This window comes from Aeromonas sp. 55A (assembly GCF_051919665.1).
Classification (GTDB): Bacteria; Pseudomonadota; Gammaproteobacteria; order Enterobacterales; family Aeromonadaceae; genus Aeromonas; species Aeromonas veronii.
In genome coordinates, this window is record NZ_JBQBEH010000008.1 from 1,979,343 (window position 1) to 1,993,229 (window position 13,887).

Consider the following 13,887-nt stretch of genomic DNA (forward strand, 5'->3'; position numbering starts at 1 on the left):
AAACAGGGGCCCCTGGGCCCCTGTTTCAGCAGCAATGTTCCGCAGTGACCGGCAATCAACCGGCAGCTCTTCACGCCTCTTTATTAGTCGGCGTCGCCCATACCGCGCAGTTTCTACCCGCCTCCTTGGCGCCATAAAGCGCCTGATCCACCCGTTTGAACAGCGAGACGGCCGGCTCCCCGGGCTCGCGGATCCCCATCCCCAGACTGACCGTCATGGTATGGGTCGGGTCGGGGGCTATGGTGCGGGTCGCAGTGAGCAGGGTGTTGGTCAGTTGCTGCAAATCGGCTTCGTGAGCGACGGGCAGCAGCAGGGCAAACTCTTCACCACCGACACGGGCCGCCAGCGCACCCGGTGGGCAGTGCTGTTGCAACAGCTCGCCAAACTGCTGCAGCACCCGATCCCCGATATCGTGGCCGTAGTTGTCATTGATCCGCTTGAAGTGATCCAGGTCCAGCAGGATGAGGGCATGGCAAACCCCTTGCTCCAGAAACAGCTGCTGATGAAAGTAGCGCCGGTTTGGCAGCTTGGTCAGATCGTCAAACAGCGCCTGCTCTCTGAGCCGGGTATTGATATGAAAGAGGTGGTGCATGGTGCTCAGGATGCCGATGCTGCTGAGCAGGATGCCGCTGGAGCGCAGCAGATCCTCGGCATAGATGGCGAGCCAGAGCGGCTGCGCCACCAGCTCATCCATGATGTCGGCGGTGGCCCCCATGATCCACAGCATCAGACCGCAGGAGAGCATGCGGTAGGTGTGGGTGGGCAGGTGGGCGCACTGCACCACCCAGAACAGGAACAGCATGGTGAGCCAGTTGATCACCTCGAAGCCAAAGCTGACGGCGTAAAAGCGCTCGTAGGGGAAGTGGGGCAGCAGCAACAGATGAAGGGTCATGATGGCCAGCATCAATCCCCCCAGCAACAAGATGTGGGAACGATGCTCCCGATCGAGCTGATGGTAGTGGGAGAGGCTGATATCGAGACGATCAAACTGCATGGTGTTCCTCGGATTGTGCCCGCCATCACGTTGCAAACAAGGCACTGCGTAATGGTATGCCGTAGTCGGATAACAGAAACGGCTGGTCTGCCAGTGTAAACGAGTTGGCCCGCAGCGCGCGATATCGAGGGCTTCAGCTTGTGGGCTGGTTCAGGATTTGCGCATTTGTGGTGCGCCGGCCATGCCCTGCCCTGTGACAGGGCGGTTCAGTACCGGTTAGCGCAGAGCGTGCGCCATTTTGGTGCGTTAGCGATGGCTGAGATAGTTAATTTAATGATTTTTAAGGATTTAAAATTATGGCCCACTTTATGCTTTTTACATGTCAGACGGTCTCTTACGCTCATCGGCGGCAGACGCAGTGATGAGGAAGTGGCAAGAGGCATCCCCGTGCCGGGCGCGGGTGTGATTCTGGCGGGTTGCAGCAACACCTTGCGGTTCGCCACAGATTCAATCAGGGAAACGGAGCCGGTCTTGTACCGGTACGACAGGGAAGGAGAGTGCTCTATGGTCAAAAAATGGATGATGGCGGGTCTGACGATGTTGCCTGCCTTGCTGGTTACCCCAAGTTGGGCCGAAGAGGTCGCTCAGGTACAGGCGGCGGTGGCTCCGGTTGCCGCCATGACAATCAACAAGGGTGACAACACCTGGATGCTGCTCTCGGCGGCGCTGGTGATCCTAATGTCGATCCCCGGTCTGGCCCTCTTCTACGGTGGTCTGGTACGGGCCAAAAACATGCTGAGCGTGCTGATGCAGGTCTTTACCCTGTTCTGCCTCATCTGCGTGCTCTGGGTGATCTACGGTTATTCGCTGGCCTTTACCGAGGGGGGGAATTTCTACGGCTCCTTCAGCAAGGTGCTGCTCAAGGGGGTAACCCCTGACTCCATCGCCGCCACCTTCAGCAAGGGTGTCGGGATCAGCGAGCTGATCTATGTGGTGTTCCAGGGGGCCTTTGCCGCCATCACCTGCGGCCTTATCGTGGGGGCGTTTGCCGAGCGCATCAAGTTTGCCGCCGTGCTGCTCTTCTCGGTGATCTGGTTCACCTTCGCCTATATCCCGCTGGCTCATATGGTGTGGTATTGGGCGGGTCCGGATGCCTATACCAGCGCCGAAGCCGCAGCAACCGCGACCGCAACTGCCGGGTATCTGTTCCAGCATGGTGCGCTGGACTTTGCAGGCGGCACAGTGGTGCACATCAACGCCGCTGTGGCGGGTCTGGTGGGTGCCTATCTGGTGGGCAAGCGTCTGGGCTACGGTCGTGATCCCATGACCCCGCACAGCCTGACCATGACCATGATCGGTGCCTCCCTGCTCTGGTTCGGCTGGTTCGGTTTCAACGCGGGCTCCGCGCTGGAAGCCAACGGGGTGGCTGCGCTCGCCTTTATCAACACCTGGGTGGCGCCGGCTGCGGCAGCTCTGTCATGGACGCTGGCCGAGTGGGTGATGAAGGGGCGCCCCTCCCTGCTGGGGGCGGCGTCCGGTGCGGTATCCGGTCTGGTGATGATCACTCCGGCTGCCGGGTTTGTCGGTGTCGGTGGCGCGCTGGTGATGGGTCTTGTCAGTGGTGTGGCGGGTCTGTGGGGCGTCCACGGTCTCAAGCGTCTGCTGGGGGCCGATGACAGCCTGGATGTGTTCGGCTTGCACGGGGTATGCGGCATTCTCGGTGCCCTGCTGACCGGCGTCTTTGCCAGCCCGGATCTGGGCGGCACCGGGGTGTGGGACTATGTCACCAATCAGGTTGCCGAGGGCTACTCCATCCTGACTCAGGTGAAGATCCAGGCTATCGGGGTCGGTGTCACCCTGCTCTGGTCCGGTGCCGTGGCGGCGATTGCCTTCAAGGCGGTCGACATGCTGATCGGGCTGAGGGTCAATGGCGATGCCGAGCGGGAAGGGCTGGATGTCACCTCCCACGGCGAGAAGGCTTACAGCATGTAATCCCGAACGTCAGACAACAAAAAACCGCCGGAATCGGCGGTTTTTTTATGGCTCGAGGGTGGCGAAACCTTGGTTCACACGCTTAATTCACGACGGCCACGTTGATGCTGCCATTGCCCTGGGTCATGCGTACACGGGCGCCCGGGGTGAAGGTGGGGCTGGCTTTCTGCACGACCACGATGGCTTCGCCGTTCTCTTTCTTGATCTCCAGCTCGACGCCGTCGACCTGATTCATCTTGTTGCCGATGGCGTTGCCTGCCGCTGCACCGGCGATGGCGCCGCCTGCGGCTGCGATGTCGCGTCCGGTGCCGCCACCCACAGTGCTGCCCAGCAGGCCACCGACTACGGCGCCGCCAATGGTGCCAATCAGGGAGTTCTCATCGGCCTGGATCTTCACCGGGCGGGTGGAGATGATGGTGCCATAGCTGACGGTCTGCACCTGTTTGGCGCGGTCTTTGGTGTAAACATCGCCAGAGTAAACGTCACTGTTGGCGCATCCGGTGATGGTGGTTGCTGCCAGCAGGGCAATAAGGGTCATACGCTTCAACATGGTGGGCCTCCTGGGCTGCACGTAATTTGAACAATCCGGTTGATGAGTGAACTTTACTCCAACCCCGTCACACATGAAATCGGCAAAATGTAACCAATTATGCGTTCTGTAACCGGTTTTGTCCTTGAATCGCAGCTGTACCTGAGAGGGTTTTAACCAGCAGCAGACGGTCTTCTCCGGGGCCGAAATAGTCGGCTACTTCCGCCTGCAATGTGTAACCGAGCCGGTAGTAGAGGCGCTGGGCCGGATTGGCCGGATCGACCGTGAGCCGCAGTTCGCTGATCTGCAGCGCCTGCTGGTTGGCCTCCATCTGGCGCATCATTCGCTCGGCCAGACCAAAACCGCGCGCCTCGGGCAGCACCGCCAGCGAGAGCACCCAGCCTTGCGACCGCTCCTGACCGAATCCCCCCAGCACATAACCCACCAGCTGCCCCTCGTATTCGGCCACCAGCAACAACTCGGGCCACAAATCCATCGCCTGACGGAAGAAGAAGGCGGGATAGACATCTTCGCCAAACACCTTGGCATCGATCTGCCAGATGGCGTGCATGTCATTGTGGGTGGCGGGGCGTAGCAGGGGCGGGTTGTGGTGCATCAGGACTCCATCGGCAGCAAAGGATCGGCAACGCCGCTGACCTTGGGGTCAACGGCAGAAAAGGAGTCATAGGGTAGTGGTCATCCCCTGCCGGATGCAAGGGATTGGCGGCTATGGCGGCAGCGGTCTGCTGTGGGGCAGTTTGGGGGCCTTGCGCAAGCTATCGAGCAGATGGCGGAGGGTGAGCCAGGGGTGGCGCAGCAACATGCGCGGGCCGCTCCACTTCATCACCTGCTGGATCTGTTTGCGCATCGCCGGTGCGTAACAGTGGATATTGCAGTTGGCGCAGGTGGGTTTGTGGCCGTGGCCATAACGGCAGCGACGAAGGCGCTGATGGGCGAAATCCCGCAACTGGCGACAGTGGCGGCAATGGGGATCCTGATGATGGTGCTGGCAGTAGAGGCGGATCATGGCGCTGACCGTCTGCTGCTCGCGCATGAGTCTGGGATGGTCACTCGCCTTTTTGCTGGCTGCGGCGTGTGAGCCCCGGGCTGGGCTGGCATGATGACTTTTCATGGCCGCCATTGTCCTGACCTGCTCGCTTGGGGTGTTGATACAGGTCAAAAGGGGGGGATAAAAAACAGGGCCCGCAGGCCCTGTGTCATCAGATGAGGCTGGTTGCCTGCTCCAGCCAGGCGAGATCCTCGCCCTCGAGCAGCGGGCTCAGGCGGCGGAACACCTCGACGTGGTATTCGTTGATCCAGCGGAATTCGGCCGGGCTCAGCAGGCTGCGATCGATCAGGCGGGTATCGAACGGCACGTATGTCAGGCGCTCGAAGCCGAGCATCGGCAGCTCGCCAACCTGTTCCAGCTCGGTCACCACTACCAGGTTTTCGCAGCGGATGCCGAAGCCATCTTCGCGGTAGTAGCCCGGCTCGTTGGAGAGCACCATGCCCGGTTGCAGGGCGACCATGCTCCCTTTCGGCGCGATGCGCTGGGGCCCTTCGTGGACACTCAGGAAGTGGCCGACGCCGTGACCGGTGCCGTGGTCGTAGTTGTAACCGGCCTGCCACAGTGGCATGCGGGCCAGCACGTCGAGCTGGATACCGGCGGTGCCGCGCGGGAAGCGGGCCTGATCCAGCGCGATATGACCCTGCAGCACCCGGGTAAACATCGCTTTCTGCTCGTCGCTCACCTCACCCACCTTGATGGTGCGGGTGATGTCGGTGGTGCCATCCATATACTGGGCGCCGGAGTCCAGCAGATAGAGGCTGTCCTGGCCAAACGCGCGCGGGGTGCCGTTGGTGTGGTGGTAGTGGCACATAGCGGCGTTGGGGCCGAGCGCGGAGATGGTATCGAAGCTCGGCTCGACGTAGTGCTCCTGCTCGCGGCGGAACGCTTCCACCTGATCGGCCAGAGTGCCTTCATCCACCCCCTCGAACTCGCCGGAGGCGATCAGCCGATCCAGCCAGGCGAGGAAGCGGGTCATGGCCACGCCATCGCGCAAATGGGCTGCACGCATGCCGGTCAGCTCGATCTCGTTCTTGCACGCTTTCGGCAGCATGGTGGGGTCTTGCCCTGCCACCAGAATGGCGCCCGCCTCCTCCATGACGAGCTGGGTCCAGGCGTTGGCGCTGTCCGGATCGGCCAGCACCTTCTGCTGATCTTCACCGATGCGCTGCAACACGTCGCCCAGCTTGTCGATGGGGTAGACGGAGACATCCTGTCCCACGTGCTGGGTGAAGGCGAAGCAGTCAATCTTGTCGGTATCGACGAAGAAATCCATGCTGGTGTTGGCGTAGAGCACCGCAAAGCCCAGCACCACCGGCAGCCGGTCGATGTCGCGGCCGCGCAGGTTGAGCAGCCAGTTGATGGGCTCGGCCTGGGTCAGCAGCACCGCATCCAGCCCGCGTTTGCGCAGATCGCTGGCCAGCTGTTCACGTTTGGACTGGCTGGACTGGCCCGCCAGTTCCTCGCTGTAGAGGATGACCGGGCTCTTGGTCGGCTCCGGGCGATCGCTCCAGTTCAGGTCGATGGGGTTCTGCTCGACGCGGATCAGCTCGATACCGCGATCGGCCAGCACGGCCTTGGCATGCTTGTACCAGGTCAGGCTGTGCAGGCGGGCATCAAAGCCAACCCGGGAGCCTGACGGCAGTTGCTCGGCCAGCCACTGCACATGAGGATTTTCAATGAGGTGGAGGAATTCGAACAGTTCGGCGGGGGTTTGCATCCGCGCCTGCACCGTATAGCGACCATCGACAAAGAGGGCTGCCCGCTGTGCCATGATGATGGCGACCCCGGCAGAGCCGTTGAAACCGGTGATCCAGTCAAGCCGCTCGGCATAGGCGGGGATGTACTCGCCGAGGTGCTCATCATCGTGGGGGACGATAAAGGCGTCCAACTCCTGCATGGCCAGCTCGGCCCTGACTTGGGCGACGCGGGTTTCAATTATCTCGAAATTATTCATGTCGTTAGTGCCAGATGGTTGCTATATGAGTGTTCAGTTTTTATGGCCGCTGGCCAGGATCCGCTTGATCGACTGACCTGCCGCTTCGATATGCTGCCTGAGCAGCACCACCGCCTCGTGCTTGCGCCGGGCGCGGCACAGTTCCAGCAATTGGGCGTGTTCACGCTCCGCCTTGTCCACCCCGTCGCTGGCAAACAGCAGCTCGAAGCGGACATAGCGGTCACAGCTCAGATTGATCTGGGCGATCAGTTCAAGTGCCTGGGGGCGACCGGCTGCCTGATAGAGGGTGGCGTGAAAGCTGTGGTTCAACTCGGCCCAATGTTCGATCTGGGTGCCTGACTCCAGGGCGTGATCAAACTGGGCGAGGATCGCCTCCGCTTGCGCGAAGGTGGCTTCCGTCATCTTGTCGACGGCGTGAAACAGGGTATCGGCTTCCAGCAGCGCTCGCAAATAAAAGAGCTCTTCGATGGCCGAGGCGTCCAGCATGGTGACCACGGCGCCGCGATGGGCTTCGAACTTCACCAGCCCCTGCGCTTCCAGCTGCATCAGGGCTTCGCGCACCGGAATGCGGCTCACCGCCAGCTCTTTGGCAATGGCGTCCTGACGCAAGGGGGCGCCGGCGGGGAACTCCCCACGGAGGATCCGGCCACGGAGGTTTTCCATCACCATCTGGGTTCGGGTCTTGTAGGGTGGGGTCATGGTCGGGTCACGATTGGGCGTTACAAAATTGTATATTGTATAAAGTTTGGCTGAATCTACCCCGTCAGGGCTGGCAAGGCAAGGTTTAGGGGGCTGTTGCTGCGTGGTTGGCGGCGTTCGGGGCTCCACAAAAACAAAAATGCCGGTCAGCGTGGCTGACCGGCATGATGTCACTGATACGAAGCGAGCCTGTTACAGCTGCGGGCCTGCAGCAACCAGACGCTTGCCCTCTTCATTGTCGGTGAAGCGCTCGAAGTTCTTGATGAAACGCCCTGCCAGATCGACGGCCTTGGCATCCCACTCGGCCTTGTTGGCGTAAGTGTCGCGCGGGTCGAGGATCGCCGGGTTCACATCGTGCAGCGCGGTCGGGATCTCCAGATTGAAGATCGGCAGCACCTTGGTCTCGGCCTTCTCGATGGAGCCATCCAGGATGGCGTCGATGATGGCGCGGGTATCCTTGATGGAGATGCGCTTGCCGGTGCCATTCCAGCCGGTGTTGACCAGATAGGCTTCTGCACCTGCCGCTTCCATCCGTTTCACCAGCTCCTGGCCGTACTTGGTCGGATGCAGGGAGAGGAAGGCTGCGCCGAAGCAGGAGGAGAAGGTCGGGGTCGGCTCTGTGATGCCGCGCTCGGTACCGGCCAGTTTGGCGGTGAAGCCAGAGAGGAAGTGGTACTTGGTCTGCTCCTTGGTCAGCTTGGAGACCGGAGGCAGCACACCGAAGGCGTCGGCAGTCAGGAAGATCACCTTGGTGGCGTGACCTGCCTTGGAGACCGGCTTGACGATGTTGTCGATGTGATAGATGGGGTAGGAGACGCGGGTGTTCTCGGTCTTGGAGCCATCATCGAAGTCGATGGTGCCATCGGCAGCAACGGTCACGTTCTCCAGCAGCGCATCGCGGCGGATGGCGTGGTAGATATCCGGCTCGGCCTCTTCGGAGAGCTTGATGGTCTTGGCGTAGCAGCCACCTTCGAAGTTGAACACGCCGTGGTCATCCCAGCCGTGCTCGTCATCGCCGATCAGCTGACGCTTGGGATCGGTGGAGAGGGTGGTCTTGCCGGTGCCGGAGAGGCCGAAGAAGATGGCCACGTCGCCGTCCTGACCCACGTTGGCGGAGCAGTGCATGGAGGCAATGCCGCGCAGGGGCAGGAAGTAGTTCATCATGGAGAACATGCCCTTCTTCATCTCGCCACCGTACCAGGTGCCACCGATGAGCTGCATCTTCTCGGTCATGTTGAAGGCAACAAAGTTCTCGGAGTTGAGACCCTGCTCCTTCCAGTTCGGGTTGGTGCACTTGGCACCGTTCATCACCACGAAGTCAGGCTTGAAGGTTTTCAGCTCTTCATCACTCGGGCGGATGAACATGTTTTTCACGAAGTGTGCCTGCCAGGCCACCTCGGTGATGATGCGCACGGCCAGGCGGGTATCCGGGTTGGCACCGCAGAAACCGTCGACTACAAACAGGCGCTTGCCGGAGAGCTGTTTGGTGACCAGCCCTTTCAGATGTGACCACACTTCCGGGGTAATCGCTTTGTTATCGTTTTTACCCTGGTCAGACCACCATACAGTATCCTGGGTAGTGGCATCTTTGACGATATATTTATCTTTCGGGGAGCGACCGGTGAAGATACCGGTGTTGACGTTGACTGCGCCCAGCTCGGTCACCACACCGCGCTCGAACCCTTCCAGGTCAGGGCGTGTCTCTTCCGCGAAAAGCTGCTCGTAAGAGGGGTTGCGAACGATTTCTTGGCTGTTTTTGATGCCGTACTGGTCCAGTCCTAATTGTTGGGCCAGGGTGGGTTCTGCCACGATTGTCATTGTATTCTCCTGGGTTCAGAGGTTGGTAGGGTTCTATCTGACGGTCATCCTATCACTTAGGTGGTAGAGTTTAGCGATCGCCATCAAACTTTATAAAATAGGGTATTTTTTTGTTATTAAAGTTAAAGGCGGGTTTTGCCCGCCTTTAATTAGTGTAACTGGTTTGCATCATTGCCGGGAGCCCTGCTGAACAGGGTTTCGACATCGATCCCATTAAATTGGTACTGGGCGCCGCAATAATCACAGTGCATGTCGATCTTGCCGAGCTCCTGCACCATCTCCATGACCTCTTCCTTTTCTATCTGCAACAGGGCCCCTTCGCAGCGCTCGCGGGAGCAGGTGCAGCGGAACTCGACCGCCTGCGGATCGAACACCCGCACCTTGTCCTGATGGTAGAGACGGTAGAGGATCTCTTCTGCCTGCAGGCCGAACAGCTCTTCATCCTTGATGGTGCTGGTGAGCTGGGTCAGGTGATCGAAGTCGTTGCTGTGATCCTCGCTCTGGGCGGGCAGCTCCTGCAGCATGATGCCGGCAGCGCGCGGCGCACCTTCGTGGTAGCCGGTGCGGATCCACAGCTTGGTGGCCAGCTGTTCGGAGCGGGCGAAGTAGTGCTCCAGGCAGCCCGCCAGAGTATCGGCGTCCAGCGCGATGATGCCCTGATAGCGCTCGCCCTGCTCCGGGGTGATGGTGATGATCAGCTGGCCGTTGCCAATCAGGCTCTGCAGCTTGCCATCGCTCGGCAGCTCGCCTTCATAGCGGGCAACGCCGCGCAGCTGCTGGTTGTTGTCACCGTTGATCACGGCCAGACGCACCGGGCCATCGCCCTGCAGTTGCACTGTGATAGAGCCTTCAAACTTGAGGGTGGCGGTCAGCAGGCTGGTGGCGACCAGCAGCTCGCCCAGCAGTTTTTGCACCTGCACCGGGTAGTTCTGGGCTTCCACTACGTGGCGGTAGGTGTGATCCAGCTGGACCAGCTCGCCACGCACTTCGTACTCTTCAAACAGATAGCGATACAGCAGATCTTGGTTGCTCATCATGTATTCCTGGCTTTTCGGTGAGGTAAATCGGGCGGGCTGGGGTTGATGCCAGCCCGGTATCAAATCGGGGTCGGTCAGTACTGTTTGACCTTGAGCAACTGGCGTCGCTCCTGCTTGTCGGGGCGGCGCTCGGGGCTGGGGGCAAACTGGCTGTTGAAGCGGCGCGCCTCGCTGTTCTCGGCCCGTTTTTTCAGGCTCTCGACGGTCTCTTCATAGAGCTGCTGGGCCAGCGGAGCCGATTTGCGCTGCTCGCTCAAGGCCAGCACCCGCACTTCGCGTTCATCCTGCCCCTGCCAGAAGCGGATCAATGCACCCACTTCGACCTGCTTGCCCGGTTTGCTGCGCTGACCATTGTAGTGCACCTTGCCCCCGTCGATCTGATCCCGCGCCACGGAGCGGGTCTTGTAGAAACGGGCTGCCCACAACCACTTGTCGAGACGAACCTCGAGGGCACTTTCTGCATGATTGGGCATGAACAGGCTCCATAACGGGGAAAAGAGGTGGTCGATTATACCAGAGCACGGGGGCGGGATAGAAACCGGGCAGCCGCCGCGCGGGGCGCAAACCATGTCAAGGTGATGCAACATATGGGCAGTTTGCTGATTCACAAGGGAAAGCCGCTGCTTTATCGGGTATTCATGGGGTCTGGGAAGGGCCTTCATACCGCGCATATAAAGCTGCCGCCCCGGTTGGGGGCGGCAGCGTTCACATCCGTTGACCACTGCTTAGTCAGAAGTGATCGTGCTGATCCGGCTTCTTCTGGTCGTGGGGGCCTTCACTGTGGGCGATGGCGGTGCGGATCAGATCAACTCCGGCGCGGATGATCAGCACTCCCATGTTGACCAGCTTGACGCAAACCCACATGAAAGTGATGAGCAGGATCAGCTTGAGCACGGTCTGGAACGCTTCCAGGAAGTTCTGCTCCAGCTGGGCGGTCAGGCCGTTGGCGCTGGTCATCAGCCAGGTGTAGACCTCGCGCACGAACGGGATGCGGCTTGGCATCTCCAGTACATCCAGTGCGGCAGGGAGCGCCTGGAAGATGACGATGCTGCCGAACAGGATCAAAATGACACCGATGGCGATGCCGAGGAAAAAGCCGAACTGTCTCATGGAGGGCTCCAGCGTTTGCTGCATGAAATTGAAGATAGCCGCCAATAGTAGGGAGTGCCCTGCTTCATCGCAATCTTCCGTGTACCGCCAGCGCGGCGGGAACGGCGGCGATCCGGCCGTTACCGTTGCCCAAATATCTGATTTCTGGGAGGCTTGTCGCCATTGTGCATAGGGAAAGCAAATTGATGTCGAGAACCCTCTTTTTACTCTTGCTGGCGCTGTTTGCCTCTCTGCCAGCCCTGAGTGCCGAACCGGCGGCACCGACGGCAGCGGCCTGCGCCATCCGCCATCAGGATCAACTGCTGCTGGTGCAGGATCGCATCTCCTCCCGCTACAGCCTGAGCGGTGGCTATATCGATGGCGGCGAGAGCCCGCAGCAGGCGGCGCTGCGCGAACTCTATGAAGAGACCGGCTTGCAGGGGGAGGTGGTGCAGGAGCTGGGTCGCTGGCAGCGGGCGCTTATCTTCGCTTGTCGCACGCTGGAACCCATCATCGCCCAGCAAGATTCCGATTTTGTCTCGCTGCTGAAGGCCCCCAATCTGGGGGGAGAGATCCTTAACGCCCAGCTGATCGCCATCGACCTGCTTCCCCGCGAGCAGCGCCGTTTCCCGGATCAGCTCGACTGGCTGCAATCCCGGCTTGATCAGGTGCCCGAGAGCGAGGTGCACTGGCAGGCCGATTTCGTGGCGCAGGGCAATGCGCTGCATCAGGCCGAGATCCCGCTGATGCTGCACCTGCAACAGTGGCTGGGGCCCGATGTCTGGTGGCTGTCGGTCAGCAATCTGTTTGGTTCAGGCGGCTTTCAGCTTGCCCTGATACCTTTGCTGCTCCCGCTGCTGGGGTGGCCACGGTTGCGTCAGCTGCTGTTCGCCATGCTCTGGCTCGGGCTGCTGGTGCAGGCGAGCAAGGAGGGGATCGGCTGGCCGCGCCCCTTCCATCTGCAACCTGAACTGGCGACTCACAGCGCCCAGGGCTTTGGCATGCCGAGCGGTCACACCGCCTCGGCCCTGCTGTTCTGGGGCGCACTGCTTGGCTGGCTCTGGCCTGCCCGGCGCGGGCTGGCCTACTCGCTGGCGCTGCTGCTGGCCCTCACCACCGGTCTGGCGCGGGTCTGGCTCGGGGGGCACTTTATCTCCGATGTGGCGGCGGGGCTGCTGATTGGCGCCTTGCTGCTGGCCGCTCGCCCCTGCTGGCGTGCCGACAGGTATTCGGCGGCTTGGCTGCTGCTGATTGCGTCTGCACTGGCGCTCGGGGGGCTGACCCAATCGGCCCATCTGGCCGGTATCGGGCTGGTAGCGCTGGGCCTCTGGCTCGGGGGAAAGGCTGCCCTCGTTCGTGCTGGTTATCCCCCGTTGCTTACAGGGGGCGTCGTGCTGGCGGGCGGCTTGCTGATCGGTGCCGGCCTGTGGCTGTTGCCGCTGCTAACCAGTAGCTCGTTGATCATACTGCTCGGACAGTTTGTGCTCTTTTTCGGGCTGGGGCTCTGGTTGAGCGTCGGTCTCTGGTGGATACTCTCTCTCTTGAAACAAGACTCACGACCCAGGGGCGGACGCCCTGCAAGGGGAACTCTATGAATATGAAAAAAGTGGATTTGGCCAAGATAACCTTGGGGGTGCTGTTTCTCAGCCTCCTGATCATCTCCTGCTTTATGGTGCTGCGCCCCTTCCTGCCCGCACTGGTGTGGGCCACCATGATCACCATCGCTACCTGGCCACTGATGTTGATGGTGCAGCGGTTGCTGTGGGGCAAGCGTGCGCTGGCCGCTCTCTTTATGAGCCTGGTGCTATTGCTGATGTTTGTCATTCCGCTCTTTATGACACTGGCCAATGTGGCGGAGAAAGCCCCCATGCTGATCGAACTGGGGACCAATATCAGCCAGTCGCCTCCGCCCGAGCTGCTCTGGTTGCAGCAGATCCCGCTGGTGGGCGGCAAGCTCTATGACTTTTGGCAGCAAATTCTGGCGAGCGGTGGTCAGGTGCTGTTTGCCAAGCTGGCGCCCTACTTCGGTCAGACGGCGCGCTGGCTGGCTGCTCAGGCCGGTAATCTGGGCATGCTGCTGGTCCACTTCCTGCTGACGGTCGGTATCTGTGGTCTGCTCTATCACTCCGGTGAAGTGGTGGCGACCGGCATTCGCCGCTTTGCCCACCGGCTGGCCGGGGATCGCGGTGACAATGCGACCGTGCTGGCTTCCCAGGCGATCCGTGCCGTGGCCATGGGGGTGGTGGTCACTGCGCTGGTGCAATCCTCGGTGGCCGGGGTGGGGCTGTGGATCGCTGGCATCCCCTACACCATGGTTCTGGTGGTGGTAATGTTCCTGCTCATCGTCGCCCAGATAGGTCCCTTTCCGGTGCTGATCTCCTGTGTCGGTTATCTCTACTGGAGCGGTGATACTACCTGGGGCACCTTCCTGCTGGTCTGGTCGCTGATCGCCGGCACCATGGACAACTTCCTGCGTCCCTTCCTGATCAAACGCGGTGCCAATCTGCCCCTCATTCTCATTCTGGTGGGGGTTATCGGCGGCCTGCTGGCGATGGGGATCATCGGTCTGTTTATCGGCCCCGTGGTGCTGGCTGTGGCTTATACCTTGCTGGATGCCTGGATCAAGGAGGGTGACCACCAGTCAGAGGCGACCCATATCGCGGCAGCGCCCAGTGTAGATTGACGGTTCTATAAAAAGACGATGCAAAGAGCCGCCCGATGGGCGGCTCTTTTGTTGATGATGACAGCGTCAGGCCGGTTGTTTCA

General features: G+C 60.7%; 13 protein-coding genes. 3 read left to right on the top strand and 10 right to left on the bottom strand.

Going from position 1 to position 13,887, the window contains the following annotated elements:
- Positions 1-70 precede the first annotated feature (70 nt).
- Complete coding sequence (locus tag ACTG2G_RS13220; protein WP_216979592.1) at positions 71-994, bottom strand: GGDEF domain-containing protein; 924 nt, start codon at positions 992-994, stop codon at positions 71-73.
- Between the two features lie 504 nt (positions 995-1,498).
- Here ACTG2G_RS13220 and amt point away from each other — a divergent pair.
- Complete coding sequence (amt, locus tag ACTG2G_RS13225) at positions 1,499-2,926, top strand: ammonium transporter (protein ID WP_103252255.1); 1,428 nt, start codon at positions 1,499-1,501, stop codon at positions 2,924-2,926.
- A gap of 82 nt (positions 2,927-3,008) precedes the next feature.
- Here the strand turns inward: amt and ACTG2G_RS13230 are convergent, their stop codons facing one another.
- From ACTG2G_RS13230 to ACTG2G_RS13270, 9 genes are all read right to left on the bottom strand, one after another.
- On the bottom strand, positions 3,009-3,476 hold the full coding sequence (locus tag ACTG2G_RS13230; protein WP_005340126.1) for a glycine zipper 2TM domain-containing protein: 468 nt from the start codon (positions 3,474-3,476) through the stop codon (positions 3,009-3,011).
- A 97-nt stretch (positions 3,477-3,573) separates the two neighbouring features.
- Positions 3,574-4,071 (bottom strand): GNAT family N-acetyltransferase, encoded by a 498-nt coding sequence (locus ACTG2G_RS13235; protein ID WP_005356536.1) that lies wholly within the window; start codon positions 4,069-4,071, stop codon positions 3,574-3,576.
- 111 nt (positions 4,072-4,182) lie between these two features.
- Positions 4,183-4,587, bottom strand: coding sequence for a nitrous oxide-stimulated promoter family protein (locus tag ACTG2G_RS13240; protein ID WP_421386583.1), 405 nt, complete (start codon positions 4,585-4,587; stop codon positions 4,183-4,185).
- Positions 4,588-4,675: 88 nt separating this feature from the next.
- A complete protein-coding gene (locus ACTG2G_RS13245) occupies positions 4,676-6,478 on the bottom strand; it encodes an aminopeptidase P family protein (RefSeq protein WP_421311203.1) in 1,803 nt (600 codons plus the stop codon).
- Between the two features lie 33 nt (positions 6,479-6,511).
- Positions 6,512-7,177: a GntR family transcriptional regulator gene (locus tag ACTG2G_RS13250; protein WP_005340138.1), complete on the bottom strand. Its 666-nt coding sequence runs from the start codon at positions 7,175-7,177 to the stop codon at positions 6,512-6,514.
- Positions 7,178-7,369: 192 nt separating this feature from the next.
- Positions 7,370-8,995 carry a phosphoenolpyruvate carboxykinase (ATP) gene (gene pckA / locus ACTG2G_RS13255; protein ID WP_139405192.1) on the bottom strand — a complete coding sequence of 542 codons (1,626 nt, stop codon included), beginning with the start codon at positions 8,993-8,995 and terminating at the stop codon, positions 7,370-7,372.
- A 149-nt stretch (positions 8,996-9,144) separates the two neighbouring features.
- Positions 9,145-10,029, bottom strand: a complete 885-nt coding sequence (hslO, locus tag ACTG2G_RS13260) for an Hsp33 family molecular chaperone HslO (protein ID WP_005340140.1) — start codon at positions 10,027-10,029, stop codon at positions 9,145-9,147.
- A gap of 77 nt (positions 10,030-10,106) precedes the next feature.
- Entirely contained in the window at positions 10,107-10,505 is a 399-nt protein-coding gene (gene hslR / locus ACTG2G_RS13265) for a ribosome-associated heat shock protein Hsp15 (RefSeq protein WP_421386587.1), read from the bottom strand.
- A gap of 256 nt (positions 10,506-10,761) precedes the next feature.
- Complete coding sequence (locus tag ACTG2G_RS13270; RefSeq protein ID WP_005340143.1) at positions 10,762-11,142, bottom strand: hypothetical protein; 381 nt, start codon at positions 11,140-11,142, stop codon at positions 10,762-10,764.
- Positions 11,143-11,327: 185 nt separating this feature from the next.
- On the opposite strand from ACTG2G_RS13270, the gene ACTG2G_RS13275 reads away from it, so the two are divergent.
- Positions 11,328-12,716: a bifunctional NUDIX hydrolase/phosphatase PAP2 family protein gene (locus ACTG2G_RS13275; protein ID WP_439985520.1), complete on the top strand. Its 1,389-nt coding sequence runs from the start codon at positions 11,328-11,330 to the stop codon at positions 12,714-12,716.
- Positions 12,713-13,804: an AI-2E family transporter YdiK gene (gene ydiK / locus ACTG2G_RS13280; RefSeq protein WP_421386591.1), complete on the top strand. Its 1,092-nt coding sequence runs from the start codon at positions 12,713-12,715 to the stop codon at positions 13,802-13,804. The genes ACTG2G_RS13275 and ydiK overlap by 4 nt, the downstream gene beginning before the upstream one ends.
- The last annotated feature ends 83 nt before the right edge of the window (positions 13,805-13,887 follow it).